Origin of the sequence: Massilia haematophila, from assembly GCF_042647645.1 — a bacterium.
GTDB classification, from domain to species: Bacteria; Pseudomonadota; Gammaproteobacteria; order Burkholderiales; family Burkholderiaceae_D; genus Telluria; species Telluria haematophila.
On record NZ_JBHRVV010000001.1, the window covers coordinates 2,567,736 to 2,589,305 of the forward strand.

A 21,570-nucleotide genomic window follows, 5' to 3' on the forward strand; every position below is an offset into this window, starting at 1 on the left:
TCACTCATCGAATGCCCCGCGCTCGTACGCCGCGAATTCGGGCGAGCCGGGGAAGCGCCGCCGCAGCTGCGCCAACAGGCTGGCTTCCATCGAGCGGTCGCCCAACTTGCGCTGGACCCGGATGGCCAGCCACAAGGCGTCGGCGGACAGGGTGTCGAGCTTCGACACCTCCGTCAGGCGGTGTATGAAAAAACCGGCGCGCTGGTAGTCGCGCCGCTCGTAGTACACCCGTGCCAGCCCGGCGCTGGTCGCCGGCAGGTCGGGGTTGTAACGCAAGGCGTCGAGCAGGTAGCGCTCGGCTGCGTCGAATTGGCGGGTCTTCAGGCTGCACAGCCCGGCGTTCGCGAGGGCACTCACCGGCGTCCGGTAGGCCGGATTCTTCAGCGCGGACTCGAACTGGCGCAGCGCATCAAGCGGGCGGTTCACGCTCTGGCACAGGAAGGACCCGTAGTTGTTGGCCAGCTCGGGATTGCGCGGCGCCAGGCGCAGCGCATGCTGGTAGTTCTCTTCGGCCAGCGGCAGCTGCCCCATCGCGGTGTAGATCAGCGCACGCACGCCGTAGGCGTCGGCGTAGTCGGGATCGGCCGCGATGGCCTTCTTGATTTCGTCGAGGGCAATGTCGTACTTGCCCTGCTGGTAGTACTCGACCGCCAGTTGCAGGCGGATCGCGGCGCGCTTCTCGGCCGCGGTCTGGTCGGACACGGTCTTCAGCTCGGCCGGCGCGTTGCCGGGGCTGGCGCAGGCGGCCAGCACGGCCAGCGCAAGCGCGGCCGCAAGACGGTTTGCTACGGTCCGACCCGCCGCGTTCAAGAAGGGATCTCCACGATGCGGCCGAAGTCGGCGCCGAACTTCTTCTGGTACTCGGCCATCTTTTCCATGCGCTCGGCGACCCGGGTGCGGTCCTTGACCTCGCCCGCCAGCTGGCCGCAGGCGGCATCGATGTCGTCGCCGCGCGTCTTGCGCACGGTGGTCACGATGCCGGCATTCATGAGCACTTCGGCGAAGGCCTTGATGCGCGGGTTCTTCGAACGGGTCAGGCCCGATTCCGGGAAGGGATTGAACGGGATCAGGTTGAACTTGCAGTTCACGCCGACGATCGGATCGTTCACCAGCGCGATCAGTTCGCGCGCGTGCTCGTCGCTGTCGTTGAAGCCGTCGAGCATGCAGTATTCGAAGGTGATGAAGTCGCGCGGCGCAAACTCGAGGTAGCGCTTGCAGGCGGCCATCAGCTCGCGCAGCGGGTATTTTTTATTCAGCGGGACCAGGATGTCGCGCAGGGCGTCGTTCGACGCGTGCAGCGACACGGCCAGCGCCACCGGCACGTCCTGCGACAGCTTGTCGATGTTCGGCACCACGCCCGAGGTCGACAGGGTCACGCGGCGGCGCGACAGGCCGTAGGCGTTATCGTCGAGCATGAGTTTCAGCGCGGTGACGGTCGGCTCGTAGTTCAGCAGCGGCTCGCCCATGCCCATCATGACCACGTTGGTGATCTGGCGTTCGCCCTTCGGGCCGGGCTCGATGCCCTTCGTGCGGCGCAGCTCGAACTCGGCCATCCACAGCTGGCCGATGATCTCGGCGACCGTCAGGTTGCGGTTGAAGCCCTGCTTGCCGGTCGAGCAGAAGCGGCAGTTGACGGCGCAGCCGGCCTGGGTCGAGATGCACAGCGTGCCGCGGTTTTCTTCCGGGATGAACACGGTTTCCACGGCGTTGCCGTTGCCGACGTCGACCAGCCACTTGCGGGTGCCGTCGCTCGAGGTATGGTCGCTGATGATGCCCGGCGCACGGATCTCGGCGCGGGTCTTCAGCTTTTCGCGCAGCGACTTGGCCAGGTCGGTCATGTCGTCGAAATTCGACGCGCCGAACTGGTGGATCCAGCGTTGCAGTTGCTTGGCGCGGAACGGTTTCTCACCCAATTCGGCGCAGTAAGCGACAAGTTGCGCGGGATCGAAGTCCAGCAGGTTGGTGAGAGTCGTCATGGCAATATTCCTATGTATTACAGAGCCCGCTTGCCCGCGGCCATCGGCCGAAGTCAAGCGGTTTACTCTTTTCAATTAGTCCGGGGAGAAGTCGACCGGGGCGCGCCCGGACTGCGCTCCCCCTGACCAATTAACGCGAGTAGACGTTCAGTGCTGGGAAGAAGTAAGCGATTTCCACGGCGGCGGTTTCGGCAGCGTCCGAACCGTGCACGGCGTTGGCGTCGATCGAATCGGCGAAATCGGCGCGGATGGTGCCGGCTTCAGCCTTCTTCGGATCGGTTGCACCCATCAGGTCGCGGTTTTTCAGGATGGCGCCTTCGCCTTCCAGCACCTGGATCATGACCGGGCCCGAGATCATGAAGTTGACCAGGTCCTTGAAGAAAGGACGGGCAGCGTGCACGGCGTAGAAGCCTTCGGCTTCAGCTTGCGACAGCTGGGTCATGCGAGCGGCAACGATCTTCAGGCCAGCGCCTTCGAAGCGGCTGTAGATTTGGCCGATCACGTTTTTTGCAACTGCATCTGGTTTGATGATCGACAGGGTGCGTTCGATTGCCATGTAAAACTCCAATAAAAAGAAAGGTTTAAATCGAGAAGTTGAGAACTCAATCAACCTTTGATTTTACCATACCTCGCCCCATATAGCCGATATTGCGGCGGCACGCCGCAAAGTGATAGAGTGGCGGCCGAAAACCGCCTTGTCAATGCAGCATCGATCCGCAAGCAAGGCGACAGGCATTGACTTAAAGCATGAAATTGGCTGCCATCTTGCGCGGCCTGACTTATGCTTGGCTTAAGACTGGAACTTGCGGTACGTACGCCATGCTATGCTTGAGTGGAATACCAATCATCCAACCGGAGGCAACATGAACCCCATCCTGCAAAAGCAACCCGCTTACGACGTGGCCGTAGGCCAGGTCGCGCGCAACAAAGTCCTGCGCAACACCTTCTGGCTGCTTGCGCTGTCCATGGTCCCGACCGTGCTGGGCGCCTTCATCGGCGTGTCGATGCAGTTGCCGATGCTCAGCGGCGGCATGGGCTTCGTCATCTTCCTCGCGGTCGCCTTCGGCTTCATGTTCGCCATCGAAAAGACCAAGCACTCCGCCGTCGGCGTGGCCGTGCTGCTGGGCTTCACCTTCTTCATGGGCCTGATGCTCACCCCGCTGCTGCGCCATACCCTGGGCTACAGCAACGGCGGCCAGCTGATCATGACCGCTTTCGGCGGCACCGCCGTCGTGCTGGCCGTGATGGCAAGCATCGCCACCACCAGCAAGCGTGATTTCTCGGCCATGGGCAGCTGGCTGTTCGCCGGCGTGATCGTGCTGCTGCTGGCCGGCGTGGCCAACATCTTCCTGCAGATCCCGGCGCTGACCATCGTGTTCTCGGTCCTGGCGATCGGTATCTTCTCGGCCTTCATCCTGTACGACGTGCAGCGCATCGTGAACGGCGGCGAAACCAACTACATCAGCGCCACCCTCGCGATCTACCTCGACGTCTACAACATCTTCAGCAACCTGCTGGCCCTGCTGGGCTTCGCCGGCGGCGACCGCGACTAAGCGCAACAGCATCACGAAAGCCGACCTGCGGGTCGGCTTTTTTTAATGCCTGGCGGATAAAAATACTTCCGCATGGTTATGCGCAGCAGATTCAACGTATCATTGGGCTTTCTTCTCGCGTAACAATGCATGCAAGCAGCACCTCGCCCCTTCGACCTGCTCGCCAGCGCTAGCGCCATCCGCGTCGGTTACGCCTCGCGCGACTGGTCACGCAGTCCCGCCGGCCATCCCAACACCTGGGGACCCGTGCTGCGCAGCTCGGTCGGCATGATCCTCGACTCGCGCTTCCCGATGTTCATCGCCTGGGGGCCGGAGCTGGCGCTACTCTACAACCACGCCTACATCGAACTTCTCGAAGCGAAGCACCCGGCGGCACTGGGCAGTCCGCTGCGCGCGGTGTGGCCGCAATTGTGGAACGGCGTGCAGCCGCTGGTCGAGCAGGCCCTGGCTGGCCGGCCGACCTATGGCGAAGACGTGGCGCGCACGATCACCCGCAACGGCCAACCGTTCGAAGGCCGCTTCACCCTGGCCTACTCGCCCCTGCGCGACGAAAGCGGCGCAGTGGCCGGCGCGCTGTGCGTGATCAACGAGACCACCGCCCGCTTCGCCCTCGAAAACCGCCAGGCGCTGCAGCTACAGCTGGCCGAGCGCCTGCGCGGCCTGACCGACGCCGACCAGATCACCGCCGTCGCCAACGACATGCTGGGGCATTACCTGGGCGCGTCGCAGATCTTCCACGGCATTAACGACGAGAGCATCGGCCGTTTCCGCATCCACGCCCACTGGACGCCCACCGGGGCCGGTGACCTGGTCGGCCGGGAAGCCATGCTCGACGATTTCGGCCAGGAAGTGCTGCGCGAGCTGCGCGCGGGCCGCCAGGTGGCGATCGACGACATTGCCAGCGATCCACGCACGGCGCCGTATGCCGCCGCCTACGCCAGCCTCGGCATCGGCGCGCTGCTGGTGCAACCCTACGCGCGCGAAGGGCGCCTGCTGGGCGCCATGAACGTCCTCGACGACAGCCCGCGCCACTGGAGTCTCGAGGACCGCAAGCTGGCCTCGGACATCGCCGAGCACGTCTGGAGCGCGAACGAGCGCGCGAATGCGGGCCAGGCGCTGCGCGCCGCGGTGGCGCGCCAGTCCTCGCTGCTGGCCGTGTTCGAATTCCAGCTGAACCTGGCCGACCTGCTGCGCCGGCTCGACAACGTCGACGCCATCCTGCGCGAGAGCGGCGCCCAGCTTGCCCGCTTCCTGCAGGTCAGCCGCGTGGTGTTCGGCGACTTCGACGCCGGGCGCAAGCTGCTGACCTTCCACACCAACCACGTCGACGGCGTCGAGGCACTCGGCGGCACCCACCCCACGGCCGCCTTTGGGCAGGAAAACTTCGCCGTGCTCGAGCGCGGCGACCTGTGGGTGTCGAACGACCTGGCGCAGGACCCGCGCACTGGCGGCGCGCAGGTCTGGCCCGCATTCGCGGCGCGCCACGTGCACGCGGCCGTGGGGGCGCCGCTGAACCGCCACGGCGCCGTGATGACCTGCCTGTTCGTCCACCATGCCGCGCCGCGTGCCTGGAGCGAGGACGAGGTGCGGGTCGTCGCCGACGTCGCCGAGCGCACCTGGAGCGCCATCGAACGGGTGCGCGCCGAGGAAGCGCTGCGCGCGGCCGACCGCCGCAAGGACGAGTTCCTCGCCATGCTCGCGCACGAATTGCGCAACCCGCTGGCGCCGATCGCGGCGGCGGCCCAAATCCTCAACATGGGACAGGCGGATGGCCAGCGCATCGCCCGCACCAGCGGCATCATCACGCGCCAGGTGGCGCACATGACGGGCCTGATCGACGACCTGCTCGACGTCTCGCGCGTGACGCGCGGCCTGGTCGTGCTGCAAAGCGCGCCGGTGGACCTCAAGCGCGTGGTGGCCGACGCCGCCGAACAGGTGCGCCCGCTGGTCGAGGCGCGCCGCCACGCGCTCGCGCTGCACCTGGCGGCCGAGCCGGCGTTCGTCGAGGGCGACCACAAGCGCCTGGTGCAGGTGCTGGCCAACCTGCTGAACAACGCTGCCAAGTACACGCCGGAAGGCGGCCGCCTCAGCCTGGCGATGACGGTCACGCCCGAACAGGTCGCGATCGTGGTCAGCGACAACGGCATCGGCATCGACGCCGCGCTGCTGCCGACGGTGTTCGAACTGTTTGCCCAGGCGGAGCGCACGCCCGACCGCACCCAGGGCGGACTGGGCCTGGGACTGGCGCTGGTGAAGAGCCTGGTCGAACTGCATGGCGGCAGCGTCGGCGCCGACAGCGGCGGGGACGAGGCCGGCAGCCGCTTCACGGTGCGCCTGCCGCGCCGGACCGCGCCCGCGGCAGTGGACGCCGACACCGCAGCCGCGCACGTGTTCGCGCCGGCGCCGGCGGCCGGCCTCGATGTGCTGGTGGTGGACGACAATGTCGATGCGGCGACGACGATCGCGATGCTGCTCGAATCGAGCGGCTACCGCGTCACCGTGCTGCACGATCCGAAGGAGGCGCTGCTGGCCGCGCAGGCGGGCCGCTTCGATGCCTGCGTGCTCGACATTGGCCTGCCGGGCATGGATGGACATGAACTGGCGCGCCGCCTGCGCGCCTTGCCGGGAACCGCGAACGCCCTGTTGCTGGCGCTGACCGGCTACGGGCAGCGCGAGGCGGCGCCGCATGCCAGCCCGGCCTTCGACCATTTCATGGTCAAGCCGGCCGACCCGGCCCGGCTGTTTGCGCTGCTGGCAGGCGGCGCCAGCGCGAACCGGGCCGGCGCCTAAGGCTTAAGCGGCGTCGCCTTCCGGCAGCTCGAACACGCCGATCGATTCGACGTGCGAGGTATGCGGGAACATGTTGACCACGCCCGCCTTCTGCATCACATAGCCGGCGCGGTGCACCAGGATCCCGGCGTCGCGCGCCAGCGTCGAGGGGCTGCACGAGACGTACACGATCCGCTTCGGCAGGAAGGCGGTCTGGCCGCTTTCGCGCAGCTCGGCCAGGGCCAGCGCCAGCGCGATCGCACCGTCGCGCGGCGGATCGACCAGCATGCGGTCGAAGCGGCCCAGCGCCACCAGGTCGGCGGCCGTGACTTCGAACAGGTTGCGCGTGTAGAAGGTGGTCTTCTCCGCCAGGCCGTTGGCTTTCGCGTTTTCCAGCGCGCGCGTGGTCAGCGTGGTGCTGCCCTCGATGCCCACGACCTCGCGCGCCTGGGTCGCCAGCGGCAGCGTGAAATTGCCCAGGCCGCAGAACAGGTCGGCGACGCGCTCGTCCTTCTGCACTTCCAGCAGGCGCAGGGCCTTGTGCACCAGCACCCGGTTGATCTGGTGGTTCACCTGGGTGAAATCGGTCGGCTTGAAGGGCATGCGCACGCCGAACTCGGGCAGCGTGTAGTACAGCTCCTGGTCGAGCGGGTAGAACGGGTAGACGGTGTCCGGGCCCTTCGGCTGCAGCCACCACTGGATGCCCCATTCGTCGGCGAAGGCCTTGACCAGTTCCTCGTCCTTGGCGCTTAGCGGCGCCATGATGCGCAGCACCAGCGCCGTGGTTTCCTCGCCGACCGCCACTTCGATCTGCGGCATCTGGTTGTAGATCGACAGCGAGCCGACCAGTTCGCGCAGCGGCATGAGCATGCCGCCCAGGTGGGGCGGCAGGATGTGGCAGTAACGGATGTCGGCCACGTAGGAGGAGGCGCGCTCGTGGAAGCCGACCAGCACCGTGCCCTTCTTCTCGACGTGGCGCACCGACAGGCGCGCGCGGAAGCGGTAGCCCCAGGTCGGGCCCTGCAGCGGGCGCATGATGTTGCCGGCCTTGACCTTCGAGAGGTGCCAGAGGTTATCTTCCAGCGTGCGCTGCTTGATCGCCACCTGCGCGGTCGGTTCCAGGTGCTGCATCGAGCAGCCACCGCAATAGCCGAAATGCTCGCAGCGGGCTTCGACGCGCATCGAGGAGGCGCGCTGCAGGGTCACCATGCGGCCCGACTCCCAGTTCTTCTTCTTGCGCTTGACCTCGTAGCTGACGCGCTCGCCCGGCAGTGCGTCCTCGACGAAGATCACCTTGCCCGGGGTGCCGTCCTCGTTCTCGAGGTGGCCGACGCCGCGCGCATCCGCGTCCAGCGACTTAATTTCGATAAAAGTTTCTTGCATTGATAGAGATGAGGTAACGCGAATCGGAGAGAGAACGTAGGGTGGGCACTCCGTGCCCACGCGGAACGGTGATCATTGTTGGCGCATCAAACGGCGCACCACCAACTTCAACTGCGGCCTGCGGCCACAAAATTGGACAACCGCCAGATCAGACGCAAAACCGCCGCATCATAACAAGGAATCGCGCACGACGCCACGGGCCGCCATCGCCCGCTTGAGCTTGACGAGCGCCTCCTGCTGGATCTGGCGCACGCGCTCGCGCGTCACGCCCATCTCCTCGGCCAGGGTTTCGAGCGTGGCCGGGTCGTCGTTGTCCAGGCCGAAGCGGCGCATCACGACCACGCGCTGCTTCTCGGGCAGGCGGGTCAGCCAGTCGCGCACCAGCAGGGTCATCTCGTGCTGCTCGGCGCGCGCGTCGGGACTGTCGTCCGCTTCGCCGGGCAGCATGTCCATCAGGCTCGAGCCGGGATCGTTGTCGAGCGGGGCGTCGAGCGAGGCGGCGTGCTCGGACAGCGCCAGGATGTCCTGCACTTCCTCGACCGGACGGCCGACCAGGCTGGCGATATCCTCGACGCTGGCATCCTTGCCGTCGTGGTGCTGGGCCTCGAGGTGGTACTTGGCGCGCAGCACGGCATTCAGTTCGCGCACCATGTGCACCGGCAGGCGCACGGTGCGCGCCTGGTTCATGATGGCGCGCTCGATGCTCTGGCGGATCCACCAGGTGGCGTAGGTCGAGAAGCGGAAACCGCGCTCGGGCTCGAACTTGTCGATGGCGCGCATCAGGCCGATGTTGCCCTCCTCGATCAGGTCGAGCAGCACCACGCCGCGGTTGATGTAGTGCTTGGCGATCGAGACCACGAGGCGCAGGTTATGCTCGATCATCTTCTGGCGCGCGTCGAAGTCGCCGGCCTTGGCCAGGGTTGCGTAATGCGTCTCCTGCTGGGCCGAGAGCAAGGGCCGGGTGCCGATCTGGTTCAGGTAGTGCTGGGTGGTGTCGGTGGACAGCTCGGCGGCCAGCACGGTCTTGAGTTCGTCGACGCTGTCGACGCCGGCGCCGGGAAGCACGTCCGCGCTATCGGCCGCCTCGTCGCCGGACCCGCCCTCGCCGGGCGCAGCGCCGCCGGACGCGCCGTCGCTCTCCAGCTCGTCAGGCAGATCGTCCGAAGCGTCGTGGTCCTGGGAGTGCGGCGGCAGCGTCATTGGCCCTCTCTAGCGGCTGGGCAGGAACCTCGCCGGATCGACTGGCTTGCCCTGCTGGCGAATCTCGAAGTGCAGCTTCACCGTATCGGCGTCGGAATCGCCCATCTCGGCGATCACCTGGCCCTTGGTCACGTTGTCGCCTTCCTTCACGACAATGGCGCGGTTATGGGCATAGGCCGACAGCAAGCTGTTGCTGTGTTTGACGATGACGAGGTTACCATAACCCCGGATGCCACTGCCAGCATACATTACCTTGCCGGCGCCGGCGGCCATCACCTGCTGGCCCGGACGGCCGGCGATGTCGATCCCCTTGTTCTTGCCTTCGTCGAAGGTGGCGATGATACGCCCGTCCGACGGCCACATCCAGCTCAGCTTCTCGTCGTCGGTGGCGGTGACGGTGGCGCCCACGCGCGAAGCGGCGGGCGCCGCGGCGCTGGCGACAACGGTCTCGGCCTTCTCGCCGCGCTGGCTTTCCGCGACGTTTTCTTCGCTATACGGCTTCTTGTCGGCGCGCGGCGCGGTCTTGCGCGGCGCTTGCGGCGGCATCGGCACCGGCTGGGTCACGACATTGTTACCGGCGGCGACCTTCTCGCCCGGCGGATCGACGCGCAGCACCTGGCCGACCTTGATGTCGTCCGGGTTGGCCAGGTTGTTCCAGGCCACCAGGTCGCGGTAGCTCTGGCCATGGTCGAGCGCGATGCGCAGCAGGGTGTCGCCGCGGCGCACGGTATAGGTGCCGCGAGCGTCCGGGCGCGGCGCTTCCACGCGCGGCGTCGCCGGACGGGCCGCGCTGGACGACGAAATCGGGCGCTCGACGACAGGCGCCTTGCGGGTAGCGGTGTTGCAGCCCGCGAGCAGGCCAAGCAGAAGGGTGAGCAGGACTAAACGGGGTGGTTGTTTCATTCTCTCTTTATTACCTATCACATACGGGCAGCGCTTAGACGGTGCCGGGGCGCAAGGGGACGAAATGGCAGGCTTCCAGCGTCTCGCTGGTCCATTCGGACTTGCCGGTGCGGGTAATCCGCTGCAAATGCTGCACCTGCCCCCCTACCGGGGCCACCAGGCGCGCGCCGATGGCAAGCTGTTCGAGCAGTGCACGGGGCACTTCCAGGCCGGCCGCCGCCAGGATGATCCCGTCGAAGGGCGCGACTTGCGCGAGCCCGAGCATACCATCTCCGTAGTGCAAACGCAGATTGGAAATACGCAAGGGCCGCAGGTTGGCCTTGGCCAGCTCGTGCAGCGGCTTGATGCGTTCGATGGAGTAGACCTCCTTCGCCACGCGCGCCAGCACGGCCGCCTGGTAGCCGCAACCGGTGCCGATCTCCAGCACGCGGCTGGGAACGGTGCCGTTTGAAAACTTGCCGTCGCGCATCGCCTCAATCATACGCGCAACAATATAAGGCTGGGAAATAGTTTGATTGTGCCCGATTGGCAGCGAGGCGTCGATATATGCCTGGCTCGACAGTGCAGGTTCGATGAACAGGTGGCGCGGCACGGCTTCGAGTGCCGCCAGCACGGCCGCATCCTTGACGCCTTGCCCGGCCACCCGCGCCACCATCGCGCGCCGGATTGCCTCGGTCGCCATCAGTTCCGAGCGCTGGGCGGTTGGCGCCGCCTGCGCGGGCGGCGCGTAGCCCGGCGGCTTCGGTCCCGGCTGCGGCGGCTTGGGTGGCTGGGCGTGGGCGCCGACCGCGCGTGCCGCGTTCTGGGTCGCGGTCTGCGGCGTCGCCACCGGCGCCGGCGCGCCCGGCTTGCGCGCGCCTCCGGTCACCGAGGACAGCGGCAAAGGAAAACGCTTCCCTTCGGGGTTGTCGGCGCGGTCGGTCATGTCAGCCCCTGGGCCAGCAGCTCGAGTTGCGGCCTGTGCGTCAGGTCGACCTGCAGCGGCGTGATCGAGATCCGCCCCTGCGACGTTGCGTGGAAATCGGTCCCCTCCCCGGCGTCGCGGCAGGCGCCGGGCGCACCGATCCAGAAGATCTCGCGCCCGCGCGGGTCCTGCGAGCGGATTACCGGCTCGGCCTGGTGGCGCCGTCCGAGCCGGGTCGGCGTAAGCGGCCCGAGCTCCTCGTACGGGAGATTCGGGATGTTGACGTTCAGTAGGTAGGGCGCAGGCAGCATCTCGAAACGGCGCAGGACGATGTCGCGCGCCGCCCTTGCTGCGGCATCGATGTGGGCCCAGCCGGAGTGGACCTGGGAAAACGCGATCGCCGGAATGCCGAACAGGAAAGCCTCGGTGGCGGCGGCGACGGTGCCGGAGTACAGGGTGTCGTCGCCCATGTTCTGGCCGTTGTTAATGCCGGACACCACCAGGTCGGGCGGCGCTTCCTGCATGCCGGTCAGGGCGATATGGACGCAGTCGGTCGGGGTTCCATTGACAAAATAGAAACCGTTGGCAGCCTTGGTGACCGACAGCGGACGGTCGAGCGAAAGCGAGTTGGACGCGCCGGAGCGGTTGCTTTCCGGCGCGACAACGATGATCTCGGCCACCGCCGCAAGGGCGTCAGCCAGGGCGTTAATACCAGGGGCGAGGTAGCCGTCGTCGTTACTGATAAGAATTCGCATCACGCGATTTTACCTGAAGCAACGGCCGCGTCGCGCGCCGGCGGTACATAAATTCTGCCCTGCGGGCGGGAACGCCGTTGCCCGCATACGACGCTGCCGGGCAAAGCTGGCAAGCCCGGCAACATGCTAGCGCAGCGCCAGCGACCGCCCTCCCGCCGCCTCGATCAGCGCGCCTTCGAGCGAAGCGACCTCGTCTTCGGTGAAGGCCAGCAAGGCATCCTTGTCGCCATCGTCGAGGTAGACCTGCTTGATCATCGTGATCCCGCGCCGGCGCAGCGGCTGGGCAACGGTCGGACGCAGGATGGTTTCGCGCAGGCTGTCGGCAAGCGCCCGGGCTTCGTTCGCGCGTCCGCTGTCGATCAACTTTTGCAATTGCGTCAACTTATGGTCCAGCATATCCGGGGACGGCTGGTGGGACCCCTCGCGCCCGCCGCGCTGTCCGCCGCCGCCCATGCCACCCGTGCCACCCGTGCCACCCGTGCCACCCGTGCCACCCGTGCCCGAGCGGGGAAAGCCGGCCTGGCCCAAGGCCGCATGCGCGGAGCTGGGCACGGCATGCGAGGCCGGCGCGCCGGGTCCGGAAAACCCGGGCGCATCCTCGGCCGGCGTCACCAGCCGCGGCGCGAGGCCGCCCGCCGTGGTGACGCCCGGTGTGCCGACATGCGGCGCCGCGAAGCGCGACGTAGCGACGCCCGGCGTGGCGACACCCGAGGCGGACACACGCGCCGCCGCCACGCCGTGGGCAGGGCTGCGCAACGCCATGCCCGACGTAGCGGGGCCCGGCGCACCCAGGCCCGAGGTGGCAAGGCCGGACGAATCCGGCAATCCAGCCGACATCGCGCGGATGTTCAACAGGCGGCTGCTGCCCTCCTCCACGCTTTCCTCGAGCCGGCGCGCGGCCTGGCTATGCCCCTGGCTCGACAGGGTCCGGGCCAGCATTTGCTTGCTGCGCAGGGTTTCTTGATCGTCCATGCCGCGCAGGCGTTCGTGCAGGCTGACCACGTGCTGCTGGAGCCGGCGCGCTTCCTCGAGCTCGCCCTGTTCGGAGAGCGTCGAAGCCAGCCGCAGCAGGATGCTCAGGGTGTCGGGATGCTCGGAACCGAAACGCCGTTCGCGGGCGGTGGCGAGCGACTGCTGCATGTCGCGCACCGCGGCCAGGTCGCCCTGGGCGGCGAAGATCTCGGCCAGCGCCTCGCGCGCCTGCAGGGTGGCGGGCGCATCCGGTCCGGCCTGGCGCTCGCGCACCCGCACCACCAGTTCCTGGAGCTTGCGCGCGTTGCCGAGGTCGCCCATGTCGCGCAGCAGCGCCGCCAGCAGCTGGGTGCAACGCAGCGTGTCCTCGTGTTCGGTGCCGAGGATGCGCTGGCGTCCCTCGAGCACGCGTTCGTAGACCATGCGCGCGCGCGAATACTCGCCCTGGCGCGCCAGGGTGCGCGCCTGTCCGGCAAGGGCGTCGAGCGTGACGATATGGCCCGGGCCGAACAGGCGCTCGCAGGCCTCGACCACCTGTTCGTGCAGCGCCAGCGCGCGCGGGAACTCGTCGAGCGCCGCCAGCGTGGCCGCCAGTCCGGACCGGGCGCTCAAGGTCTCGGCGTGTTCGGCGCCGGCGTCCTGGGCGCAATGCTCGACCAGCAGTTCGTACTGGGCGCGCGCCTCGCGCAGGCGGCCGCTCTCGCGCAGCAGCGCCGCCAGCGCCGATCGGCTGGCGCGGGTGTCGGGATGGGCGTCGCCGAGCAGGCGCTGGCGTAGCGCGGTGCTCTCCTCGAAGCATTCCTGGGCCAGGGCCGTGCGTCCCTGCTGGCGGTGCAGTTCGCCCAGGCGCAGCAGGTCGCGCGCCAGCGGCGCCGCGTTCGGATCGGGCGCGCTGCCGCCCAGCAGGCCGCCGCCCGCACTGCGCTCGCCGGCCGCCAGCGCGGCGCGGGCCGCGGCGACGGCGGCGAGCAGGTCGAGCTCGGCACGCGACTGCCAGGGAAAGCGCCCCTGCCCCACCCAGCCCAGCAGGGCCGCGACGCTGCGCGCGCTCGAATAGCGGTCGGTGTCGCGCTGGACCGTGCCGGCGAAGGGTTCGGACGGGACGCCGAGCGCGTGCAGCTGCACCTCGTCGAGGTAGCTGTCGAGCGACAGCTGGGACAGGCCATAGCAGTTGCGCAGCAATTGTTCGAGCACGCTCTGGTAGCCCTGGACGCCGCGCTGCGGGTCGCCGCGGCGCCACAGGGCGCGCCGCTCGGCATCGGCGCCGTCGAGGCAAGGCACCGGGTAGACCAGCAGCGGCCGCTGCTCGTCCTCGTGGCTGCAGCGGTACTCGACGGCGCGGGTGACGACGCCGGCCAGCCCGTCGAGGCTGCGCCCGCCGGGCGTGAACAGGCCGACCAGCCGGTCCGGCAGCAGCGTGGTGCACACGCTCACCGCCGCCGAGCGCCCGCCGCGGGCGTCGATCAGCACGTGGCGGAAATGGCGCGCCAGGTGGGCGGCGAAGGCGCGGTACAGCGCCGGGCAGGCGGCGAACAGTCCATCCCAGTCCATGCGGTCGGCGCGTTCGCCATAGCTGTCGTCGAAGCGGCCGGCGCGCATCAGGTAGAGCGAGCGACTCTGGTCGACCCGTTCGACGTAGGCTTCCCAGTCGATGGCCTCAAGCACCAGGCGGGCACGCTCCTCGTGGTCGAGGTCGGCGCCGGCGCGGCCCAGCGACTGCAGCTGCTCGCGGCAGGCCTCGAAGTATTCGAGCAGGCCGGGGCGCGCGGCGCCGGCGGCCGGGTGCATGTGCTCGAAACGCTCGTCCTGGGGCGGGAAATAATGGTGCAGGCCGGGCGCCTCGGTGTCCCAGTCGATCATCAGTACCGGTACCGTCGCATTCTGGCCTCCCGCCAGCAGCACGGCCGCATGGGCCAGCGCGACGCTGCGCGCGGTGCCGCTTTCGAACGAATAGAAGGTCGTCACTTCGCCGGGGCTGGGGATCGGCGGAAGCGTTATGCGGTTGATTTCCATGTAGCTCCTCATTTTTTGGGAAAAGTCAGATCCGGGATGGCGCGCCATTCAGGTGGGACATCGGGAAGCACGAATTGGTTGCAATCATGACCAGGCGGCATGTAGAGCTTCTGGTACTGGTAGTGCGTCGCGATCCGTTTCACCATCTTGTCGATGTCGGGAAGGAAATCGGGATTCGATTTCAGGTCCGCGGTGGCCATCGTGAAATGCGAGAAGTCGACATAGAAGCTGGACGACGCGATCTGCGGCGGCAGCTTGTCGGGATGTTGGGTCATGATCACCGGAATGATCAGGTGGCTGGGCAGCGTGTACCACTTGCTGCGCTCGGCCTCGAGCAGGCGCATTGCAGCGTACTCGCGGCGCGTGTAGGCATGCGCCTCGTACTTCGGCGTGTAGATGAGGATCATGCAGACGCTCTCGCACATCGCGCGGGCGATCTTGCGATCGAGATCGTCGCCGCCGCCAAGCTGCTCGGTGTCGACGAACAGCTCGTCCTCGTTGTCGAAATATGGTTCGAGGTAGCAGCGCAGCGCATCGGCCAGCGCTGTCTTGAACCGCTGCATCAACGCATGGCGCCCATGGGCGTAGCTGAAGAAGCAGCCGTACCGAATTGTCATTGCCTTTCCCCTGTTCAATACGCCGGCTGGCGCGCATGCGCATCCATCACTGTAGCGTCGCGGACCCTCCCCATTTTGCGGGCGCACAAACGCGCCGGACACCGCGCTGCCGGCACACTGAAGCATTCCGTGAGGCATAATCATTGCGATCCATAGAACAACCACCACCAAGGAGATGCAAATGAAAGCCATCGTATGCAAGGACTGGGGCCCGCCCGACAGCCTGGAACTGCAAGACCTGCAGGACCTCGTTCCCGATGCCGGCGAAGTCGTGGTCGACGTGCGCGCGGCCGGGGTCAACTTCCCCGACGTGCTGACGGTGCAGGGCAAGTACCAGTACCGTCCCGAGCTGCCCTTCACTCCCGGCAATGAATTCGCGGGCACCGTGCGCGCCGTCGGCGCCGGCGTGAACGGCCTCAAGCCGGGCGACCGCGTGATCGGCTTCACCCGCGTCGGCGCCTTCGCCGAGCAGGTGCGCGCGCTGGCCGAGGTCATGATGCCGATGCCGCCGGGCATGGACTTCGACATCGCCGCCGCCATCACCCTCACCTACGGCACCTCGCACCACGCGGTTGTCGACCGCGCGCAGCTGAAGGCCGGCGAAACCATGCTGGTGCTGGGCGCGGCCGGCGGCGTCGGCCTGGCGGCGATCGAGATCGGCAAGGCGCTCGGCGCGCGCGTGATCGCGGCTGCCTCCAGCGCGGAGAAGCTCGAGGTCTGCCGCGCCCACGGCGCCGACGTGCTGATCGACTACACGAAGGAAGACCTGCGCGAGGCCCTGAAGGCGGCCACCGGCGGCCGCGGCCCCGACGTGATCTACGATCCGGTCGGCGGCCCCTACAGCGAGCCGGCGCTGCGCTCGATCGCCTGGCGCGGCCGGCACCTGGTGGTGGGTTTCGCCGCCGGCGATATCCCGAAACTGCCCTGGAACCTGATGCTGCTGAAGGGGGCCTCGGTGGTCGGGGTGTTCTGGGGCGAGTTCGCCAAGCGCGAGCCGAAGGCGAACCTGGCCGCGATGCGCGAGATGCTGGGCTGGATGGCCGAGGGCAAGCTCAAGCCGCTGGTGTCGAAGCGCTACCCGCTGGGCGAGACGGCGCAGGCCCTGAACGACATGGCCGAGCGCAAGGTGACGGGGAAAGTGGTGATCGTGCCGTAACGGCACAGACGTAGGGTGGGCACTCCGTGCCCACGCGTGAACGGTGGGCATTGTTGGCCTGCCTTTCGCGCCAACATGACGCAGACTTCACGCGTGGGCACGGGGGCGCCCACCCTACTGCGCGTCCGGCTTGAAGAACTTGATGACATCCTCCTGCACCCGCGTCCGCTTGAACGGCGGCAGGCTCTGCCAGATGCGGCGGCCGTAGGGCTTGCTGATCAGGCGCGGGTCGCAGATCATCAGGACGCCGCGGTCCTCGACGTCGCGGATCAGGCGCCCGGCGCCCTGCTTGAGCGTGATGATCGCTTCCGGCAGCTGGTGGTGCATGAAGCCGTTCAGGCCCTGCTTTTCCATCACCTCGATGCGCGCCGCCAGCACCGGATCGTCCGGCGGGGCGAACGGCAGCTTGTCGATGATGACCAGCGAGAGCGCCTCGCCGCGCACGTCCACGCCCTCCCAGAAGCTCTGGCTGCCCACCAGCACCGCGTTGCCGGCGTTGCGGAAGGAGTCGAGCAATTCGGTGCGGCCGCGCTCGCCCTGCACGAACAGGGGGAAGTCCAGGCCGCGCTCGGCGAACTCGAGACGCAGGCGCTCGGCCACCTTGTTTACCGCGCGGATGGTCGTGCACAGGAAGAAGGTGCGCCCGCCCGCCGCCTCGATCACCGGCAGCGCGATGTCGACCACCGCATCGGTGTACTGGAAGGAGTTCGGTTCCGGCAACCCGGTCGGCACGTACAGGATGCCCTGCTCGCCGTAGTTGAACGGGCTCGGCCAGGTGCGCGCCGGCTCGCCGGTCAGGCCCATCTGGTCCGAGAAATGCTTGAAGTCGTTCTTCACCGCCAGCGTCGCCGAGGTAAAGATCCAGCTGCGCGGCGTGCCTTCACGCTGGTTCTGGAAGATCGGCGCGATCGACAGCGGGGTCTTGTGCAGCTGCAACGAGGAATTGAAGGCCTCGACCCAGAGCACGGCCTGGTCGCCCTCGACCACTTTGCCCTTGGGCGCGGGATCGGCTTTCCATGCGTCGTAGGACGCCTTCAGCTCGACCGCGCGCACGCGGCAGGCTTCCAGGGTTTCGGCGCGCTCGGCGTTTTCTTCCAGTACCTCGATCAGGCCGTCGAGTTCTTCCTTGAGCTTTTCCAGGGCGGGAAAGAAGGCCGAACCGGGCAGGACTTGCGGCAGCGACAGGCGGGTGCTGCCTTCCGGGAAGGTCAGGCGCAGGTCGCGCGCGGCCTTCTCGACCACGGTCACGACCTTGGCCCAGTCCGGGCCGCCGCGCGCGTGCGCCAGGCCTTCGGCCAGCACGTCGCGGCACAGTTCCAGCACCTGGGAAGTCGAGACCGACTGGCCGAAGAACAGGGTCGCGGTGTCGGGCAGCTGGTGCGCCTCGTCGAAGATGATGGTGTTGGCCGACGGCAGCAGCTCGGCCACGCCGGTGTCCTTCAGCGCCACGTCGGCGAAGAACAGGTGGTGGTTGACCACCACCACGTCCGCCTGCTGGGCTTCCCTGCGCGCCTTCATCACGAAGCAGTCCTGGTAGTACTGGCATTCGGCGCCCATGCAGGTGTCGCGCGTCGAGGTGACCAGGTTCCAGACGCTGGCGTTTTCCGGCACCTTGGCCAGTTCCGCCTTGTCGCCCGAATTCGTCATCTTCATGAAGCGCGAGATCTCGCGCAGGTGGCCGACGTCGTCGCGCGAGGTCAGGCGCCCGTTCTGCAGGGTGCGCTCGAGGTGGAAGTGGCAGACGTAGTTGGAGCGGCCCTTGAGCAAGGCTACCGAGACCGGCGCCTTCAGGGCCTTGCGGATGGTCGGGATATCGCGCAGGAACAATTGGTCCTGCAGGTTCTTGGTCCCGGTCGAGACGATGGTCTTGCCGCCCCACAGCAGCGCCGGGACCAGGTAGGCGAAGGTCTTGCCGGTGCCGGTGCCGGCCTCGGCCATCAGCACTTGCTGGTCGGCGATGGCCTGGGCAATGGCTTTCGCCATCTCGGTTTGAGACTGGCGCGGCTTGAAGGTGCCGACGGCGGGCGCGAGCGGGCCGCCGACGCCGAACAGGCGGTCGAGTTCTTCGTCGTACTTGCCGACAGGAGCGGATGGCGTCGCGTCGGCGGACACGTCCGACGACGCGACGCTTGGCACAGGGAGGTGATCGGTCAAAATGGGCGTTTCTTGATGCGAAGAGAACTTACGCCGGCACGTCCGGCACCAGTTGCATCTTCAACAGGGTGATATGGTCTTTCAGCTGCAGTTTACGCTTCTTGAGGCGGCGCAGCTGAAGCTGGTCGGCATGGCCATCGGCCGTCAGCATGGCGATGACCGCATCCAGGTCACGGTGTTCGACGTCGAGTTCGATAATGCGGCGCTGGATGTCTTGGACATCGGTCATGATGGCGGTTCCAAACAGGTTTTTCAACAGGCGGGGGATGGCGGGACAGCAGGCTGGCGCCGTGCCGCGTGCACCTTACGGCTTGCAACACGGTGGCTTCTCGGTGCATAGTTTAATCTACAGCGACGTTGCCGCCAACAAACAATGGCTGTCAAGCCACGGAAAGCATCAAGTTTATGAATCTCTTCAAGATCGAAGCGGGGACTGCGCAACACATCGGTAACCGTCCGCGGCAGAACGATCGGGTCGCCATCCTGACCGGCGCGCGCGCGCCCGGACATGTGCTGGCGGTGCTGTCGGACGGCATCAACGGCGCGGCGGCAGCCGAGCAGGTACTGCACACGGCCAAGCAGGTGTTCGACAGTTTCAAGCCGGGCGACGGCCCGCATCCGGAGCGCCTGGCCCAGCTGCTGCGCGAGATCGTGCGGGAAACCCACCTCGTCATCCAGATGAATTCCGTCACCACCGGCGAAGAGGCCCAGGCCAGCTTCGTCGGGCTGCTGCTCTCGCCCCACGGCGAGGCGGTCTGGGCCCACGTCGGCGATTCGCGCCTCTACCGTTTCGAGAATGGCCAGTGCAGCCACCGCACGGGCGACGCCGCCTACATCGAGCACCTGGTGGGGGACCGCCTGCCGCTCGACGCGGCGCGCAACCACCGGCGCTCGAAATTACTGCTCAATGTGCTGGGCAATAGTCGCAAGGAACCATTCGTGACCGTGGGCATGCACACCGGCGCCGCGGCGGGCGACCACTTCCTGCTGTGCTCGGACGGCCTGTGGCATTTCTTTACCGACGCCGAGCTCGGTGCCGCACTGTCGCGCTCGACGCCACGCCAGGCCTCGGAGATGCTCATCGAGAAGGCGACGGAGCGTTCCCAGGGCAAGGGTGGCAATTGCTCGATGGCGATCGTGAAACTGGTCAAGCCAGCGTAGGCCCGTAGGGTGGGCACTCCGTGCCCACGCGTAAACGATGAGCAGACGCGGCGCCTTTGAAAACGCCAACTTGACGCCGGCTTCACGCGTGGGCACGGGGTGCCAGATTGCGCCAACGCGATGCGTGCGTCACGCGTGGGCACGGAGTGCCCACCCTACTGCGCCGGTGACGTTTTCTCTGCAGCCGCCTTGTCCTGCTCGGCCTTGGCCGCCTGCTTCGCCTCGCGTTCGGCCTTGCGCTCGGCGACGTCGCGCTGGCGCTCCTCCGACTTGCGGCGGCGTTCCTCGTAGGCGGCGGCGTTGGCGGCGCGCTTCGGGGCATCGGCCGCTTCCTTCGCAGCAGCCTCCTGCGCGCGTTGCTTGTGGCGCGCCATGCGGTTGGCCACCGGCGCCGGGCGCGGCGGCGGGGTCAGGTTCGGCGCCTTGGGCGGGGCCGGCGGCTCGGCGGCCAGGCGCGCCTCTTCCGCCTGGTAGGCGGCTTCGGCCTCGGCCATCGCGCGGTCGCGCTCCTCGACCTTGTGCTGGCGCTTGAAGCGTTCGGCCTCGATCTCGATTGCGCGCTGCACCGCCAGCGCGCTGCGGCGGGTTTCCTTGGCCTGGTCCAGGCAGTTATTCACGAAGAACTTCTCGTAGCAGACGGCTTCGCGCTCGGCAAACCGCGCCTCGATCGCGGCGCGCTCGGCGGCGACCGCGGACAGGCGTTCGTCGGCCTGGGCCACCGAGGTGGTCGGCGAGGCCGGCGCCAGCGGCGGCGCCTGGCGCTCGCTGGCGCAGGCGGCCAGCAAGCCCAGGACCAGGGTGCAGGCTGCGCTGCGCAATAGGGACTGTGCTTTTCTCATCTTGTTCCTTGTGGCCTTGTTACCTTGTTGATCATGCGATGGCGTCGGCCGCGCCGCGCCGCTCGGCGAGCATGTACTCGCGCGACTGCATCTCAATGATACGCGAGACGGTACGGTGAAATTCGTTCGCCAGCATGCCCTGGGTATACAGCTCCTCGGGTTCGCTGGCCGCCGACATGATGAGCTTGACCTTGTGGTCGTAGAACACGTCGATCAGCCAGGTGAAGCGGCGCGCTTCCGAGGACTGGCCGGCCGACATCACGGGGATGCCGGACAGGATCACGGTGTGGAAGCGCGTGGCCAGTTCCAGGTAGTCGTTCTGCGAACGCGGCCCGCCGCACAGGGTCGCGAAATCGAACCAGATCACGCCGCCGGCCCGGCGCAGGGCGCGGATCTCGCGGTTCTCGATGTGGACGATCGGGCTTTCGTCGGCGGTGTCGGCCACCTTGGCATAGGCCTCGCGGAGCAGGTGGTCCGACGCGGCGTTCAGCGGCGTGTAGTACGCCTGCACCTGCTCGAGCGCGCGCTTGCGGTAGTCGTTGCCGGCGTCGACGTTCATGACGTCGAGCTTTTCCTGCAGCAGTGCGATGGTCGGCAGCATGCGGTCGCGGTGCAGCCCGTCCGGATACAGCGTGGACGGCTCGTAGTTCGAGGTCATCACGAAGGACACGCCGTTGTCGAACAGGGCATTGAGCAGGTTATACAGGATCATCGCGTCGGCGATGTCCGAGACGTGGAATTCGTCGAAGCAGATCAGGCGGTATTTTTTGGCGATGCGCTTGGCGACCTCGTCGAGCGGATTGGCGACGCCCTTGAGCTCGTCGAGTTGGCCATGCACGGCGCGCATGAACTCGTGGAAGTGCAGGCGCGTCTTGCGCACCACCGGCACCACCGAATAGAAGCTGTCCATCAGGAAGGACTTGCCGCGCCCCACCCCGCCCCACATGTAGACGCCCTTCGGCACCTCGGGACGGTTGATGAGGCGCCTGAAAGCGGACGACCGCTGGGCCTTGTACTGGACCCAGTCGTCGTACGCCTGCTGCAGCCGCTCGACCGCACGGGCCTGGGCTGGGTCGGACTTGAAGCCGCGCTCGGTCAGCGCGTGCTGGTAATACTCTTGGACGTTCATGAGATGTGCAATTCAAGACGTGCGTGACCGTCGTAGCCACGAACGTGGATAAACGTAGGGTGGGCGCCCCGTGCCCACGCGTGACG

General features: G+C 67.2%; 18 protein-coding genes. 4 read left to right on the forward strand and 14 right to left on the reverse strand.

Annotation, left to right across the window (positions count from 1 at the left end):
• The 3 genes from pilW to ndk all read right to left on the reverse strand — a co-directional run bounded on the left by pilW (window position 1) and on the right by ndk (window position 2,532).
• Window positions 1-810: a type IV pilus biogenesis/stability protein PilW gene (gene pilW / locus ACFOPH_RS11445; protein ID WP_379735328.1), complete on the reverse strand. Its 810-nt coding sequence runs from the start codon at window positions 808-810 to the stop codon at window positions 1-3.
• A complete protein-coding gene (gene rlmN, locus ACFOPH_RS11450) occupies window positions 807-1,976 on the reverse strand; it encodes a 23S rRNA (adenine(2503)-C(2))-methyltransferase RlmN (RefSeq protein ID WP_312553863.1) in 1,170 nt (389 codons plus the stop codon). The genes pilW and rlmN overlap by 4 nt, the downstream gene beginning before the upstream one ends.
• Window positions 1,977-2,106: 130 nt before the next feature.
• A complete protein-coding gene (ndk, locus tag ACFOPH_RS11455; RefSeq protein WP_036249276.1) occupies window positions 2,107-2,532 on the reverse strand; it encodes a nucleoside-diphosphate kinase in 426 nt (141 codons plus the stop codon).
• Between the two features lie 307 nt (window positions 2,533-2,839).
• On the opposite strand from ndk, the gene ACFOPH_RS11460 reads away from it, so the two are divergent.
• Window positions 2,840-3,529: a Bax inhibitor-1/YccA family protein gene (locus ACFOPH_RS11460; RefSeq protein WP_379735331.1), complete on the forward strand. Its 690-nt coding sequence runs from the start codon at window positions 2,840-2,842 to the stop codon at window positions 3,527-3,529.
• Window positions 3,530-3,658: 129 nt separating this feature from the next.
• Window positions 3,659-6,319, forward strand: coding sequence for a hybrid sensor histidine kinase/response regulator (locus tag ACFOPH_RS11465; RefSeq protein ID WP_379735333.1), 2,661 nt, complete (start codon window positions 3,659-3,661; stop codon window positions 6,317-6,319).
• Between the two features lie 3 nt (window positions 6,320-6,322).
• Here the strand turns inward: ACFOPH_RS11465 and rlmD are convergent, their stop codons facing one another.
• The 7 genes from rlmD to ACFOPH_RS11500 form a co-directional block, all read right to left on the reverse strand.
• Window positions 6,323-7,681 (reverse strand): 23S rRNA (uracil(1939)-C(5))-methyltransferase RlmD, encoded by a 1,359-nt coding sequence (rlmD, locus tag ACFOPH_RS11470; RefSeq protein ID WP_312553668.1) that lies wholly within the window; start codon window positions 7,679-7,681, stop codon window positions 6,323-6,325.
• 168 nt (window positions 7,682-7,849) lie between these two features.
• A complete protein-coding gene (gene rpoS, locus ACFOPH_RS11475) occupies window positions 7,850-8,881 on the reverse strand; it encodes an RNA polymerase sigma factor RpoS (RefSeq protein WP_312553670.1) in 1,032 nt (343 codons plus the stop codon).
• Between the two features lie 9 nt (window positions 8,882-8,890).
• Window positions 8,891-9,784 carry a peptidoglycan DD-metalloendopeptidase family protein gene (locus ACFOPH_RS11480; protein ID WP_312553671.1) on the reverse strand — a complete coding sequence of 298 codons (894 nt, stop codon included), beginning with the start codon at window positions 9,782-9,784 and terminating at the stop codon, window positions 8,891-8,893.
• 34 nt (window positions 9,785-9,818) lie between these two features.
• Window positions 9,819-10,709 (reverse strand): protein-L-isoaspartate(D-aspartate) O-methyltransferase, encoded by an 891-nt coding sequence (locus ACFOPH_RS11485; RefSeq protein WP_379735336.1) that lies wholly within the window; start codon window positions 10,707-10,709, stop codon window positions 9,819-9,821.
• Complete coding sequence (gene surE / locus ACFOPH_RS11490; protein WP_379737912.1) at window positions 10,706-11,443, reverse strand: 5'/3'-nucleotidase SurE; 738 nt, start codon at window positions 11,441-11,443, stop codon at window positions 10,706-10,708. Before surE ends, ACFOPH_RS11485 begins: the two co-directional genes overlap by 4 nt.
• Window positions 11,444-11,569: 126 nt before the next feature.
• The gene (locus ACFOPH_RS11495) at window positions 11,570-14,428 is read right to left on the reverse strand and encodes a tetratricopeptide repeat protein (protein ID WP_379735338.1); all 2,859 of its coding nucleotides are present in this window, start codon (window positions 14,426-14,428) and stop codon (window positions 11,570-11,572) included.
• 8 nt (window positions 14,429-14,436) lie between these two features.
• Window positions 14,437-15,189 carry a toll/interleukin-1 receptor domain-containing protein gene (locus ACFOPH_RS11500; RefSeq protein ID WP_379735340.1) on the reverse strand — a complete coding sequence of 251 codons (753 nt, stop codon included), beginning with the start codon at window positions 15,187-15,189 and terminating at the stop codon, window positions 14,437-14,439.
• Between the two features lie 37 nt (window positions 15,190-15,226).
• On the opposite strand from ACFOPH_RS11500, the gene ACFOPH_RS11505 reads away from it, so the two are divergent.
• Window positions 15,227-16,201: an NADPH:quinone oxidoreductase family protein gene (locus ACFOPH_RS11505; RefSeq protein ID WP_379735342.1), complete on the forward strand. Its 975-nt coding sequence runs from the start codon at window positions 15,227-15,229 to the stop codon at window positions 16,199-16,201.
• Between the two features lie 114 nt (window positions 16,202-16,315).
• Here the strand turns inward: ACFOPH_RS11505 and ACFOPH_RS11510 are convergent, their stop codons facing one another.
• Both ACFOPH_RS11510 and ACFOPH_RS11515 read right to left on the reverse strand, forming a co-directional pair.
• A complete protein-coding gene (locus tag ACFOPH_RS11510) occupies window positions 16,316-18,313 on the reverse strand; it encodes an ATP-dependent DNA helicase (protein WP_312553156.1) in 1,998 nt (665 codons plus the stop codon).
• Window positions 18,314-18,383: 70 nt separating this feature from the next.
• Window positions 18,384-18,584 (reverse strand): YdcH family protein, encoded by a 201-nt coding sequence (locus ACFOPH_RS11515; protein ID WP_056333185.1) that lies wholly within the window; start codon window positions 18,582-18,584, stop codon window positions 18,384-18,386.
• Between the two features lie 176 nt (window positions 18,585-18,760).
• Between ACFOPH_RS11515 and ACFOPH_RS11520 the strand changes: the two genes are divergently transcribed.
• Window positions 18,761-19,516, forward strand: coding sequence for a PP2C family protein-serine/threonine phosphatase (locus ACFOPH_RS11520; RefSeq protein ID WP_379735344.1), 756 nt, complete (start codon window positions 18,761-18,763; stop codon window positions 19,514-19,516).
• Window positions 19,517-19,671: 155 nt separating this feature from the next.
• Here the strand turns inward: ACFOPH_RS11520 and ACFOPH_RS11525 are convergent, their stop codons facing one another.
• A complete protein-coding gene (locus ACFOPH_RS11525) occupies window positions 19,672-20,355 on the reverse strand; it encodes a hypothetical protein (protein ID WP_379735346.1) in 684 nt (227 codons plus the stop codon).
• A gap of 31 nt (window positions 20,356-20,386) precedes the next feature.
• Window positions 20,387-21,484 carry a cell division protein ZapE gene (gene zapE, locus ACFOPH_RS11530; RefSeq protein ID WP_379735348.1) on the reverse strand — a complete coding sequence of 366 codons (1,098 nt, stop codon included), beginning with the start codon at window positions 21,482-21,484 and terminating at the stop codon, window positions 20,387-20,389.
• Window positions 21,485-21,570 lie beyond the last annotated feature (86 nt).

Excerpts from the sequence above, each read along its gene's own strand:
- ACFOPH_RS11485 (WP_379735336.1), bottom strand. The coding sequence starts at position 10,709 with ATGACCGACCGCGCCGACAACCCCGAAGGGAAGCGTTTTCCTTTGCCG.
- ACFOPH_RS11495 (WP_379735338.1), bottom strand. The coding sequence starts at position 14,428 with ATGGAAATCAACCGCATAACGCTTCCGCCGATCCCCAGCCCCGGCGAA.
- ACFOPH_RS11460 (WP_379735331.1), top strand. The coding sequence starts at position 2,840 with ATGAACCCCATCCTGCAAAAGCAACCCGCTTACGACGTGGCCGTAGGC.
- ACFOPH_RS11480 (WP_312553671.1), bottom strand. The coding sequence starts at position 9,784 with ATGAAACAACCACCCCGTTTAGTCCTGCTCACCCTTCTGCTTGGCCTG.
- ACFOPH_RS11465 (WP_379735333.1), top strand. The coding sequence starts at position 3,659 with ATGCAAGCAGCACCTCGCCCCTTCGACCTGCTCGCCAGCGCTAGCGCC.
- ACFOPH_RS11515 (WP_056333185.1), bottom strand. The coding sequence starts at position 18,584 with ATGACCGATGTCCAAGACATCCAGCGCCGCATTATCGAACTCGACGTC.
- rlmN (WP_312553863.1), bottom strand. The coding sequence starts at position 1,976 with ATGACGACTCTCACCAACCTGCTGGACTTCGATCCCGCGCAACTTGTC.
- surE (WP_379737912.1), bottom strand. The coding sequence starts at position 11,443 with ATGCGAATTCTTATCAGTAACGACGACGGCTACCTCGCCCCTGGTATT.
- rpoS (WP_312553670.1), bottom strand. The coding sequence starts at position 8,881 with ATGACGCTGCCGCCGCACTCCCAGGACCACGACGCTTCGGACGATCTG.
- ACFOPH_RS11520 (WP_379735344.1), top strand. The coding sequence starts at position 18,761 with ATGAATCTCTTCAAGATCGAAGCGGGGACTGCGCAACACATCGGTAAC.
- ACFOPH_RS11505 (WP_379735342.1), top strand. The coding sequence starts at position 15,227 with ATGAAAGCCATCGTATGCAAGGACTGGGGCCCGCCCGACAGCCTGGAA.
- zapE (WP_379735348.1), bottom strand. The coding sequence starts at position 21,484 with ATGAACGTCCAAGAGTATTACCAGCACGCGCTGACCGAGCGCGGCTTC.
- rlmD (WP_312553668.1), bottom strand. The coding sequence starts at position 7,681 with ATGCAAGAAACTTTTATCGAAATTAAGTCGCTGGACGCGGATGCGCGC.
- ACFOPH_RS11500 (WP_379735340.1), bottom strand. The coding sequence starts at position 15,189 with ATGATTATGCCTCACGGAATGCTTCAGTGTGCCGGCAGCGCGGTGTCC.
- ACFOPH_RS11525 (WP_379735346.1), bottom strand. The coding sequence starts at position 20,355 with ATGAGAAAAGCACAGTCCCTATTGCGCAGCGCAGCCTGCACCCTGGTC.
- ndk (WP_036249276.1), bottom strand. The coding sequence starts at position 2,532 with ATGGCAATCGAACGCACCCTGTCGATCATCAAACCAGATGCAGTTGCA.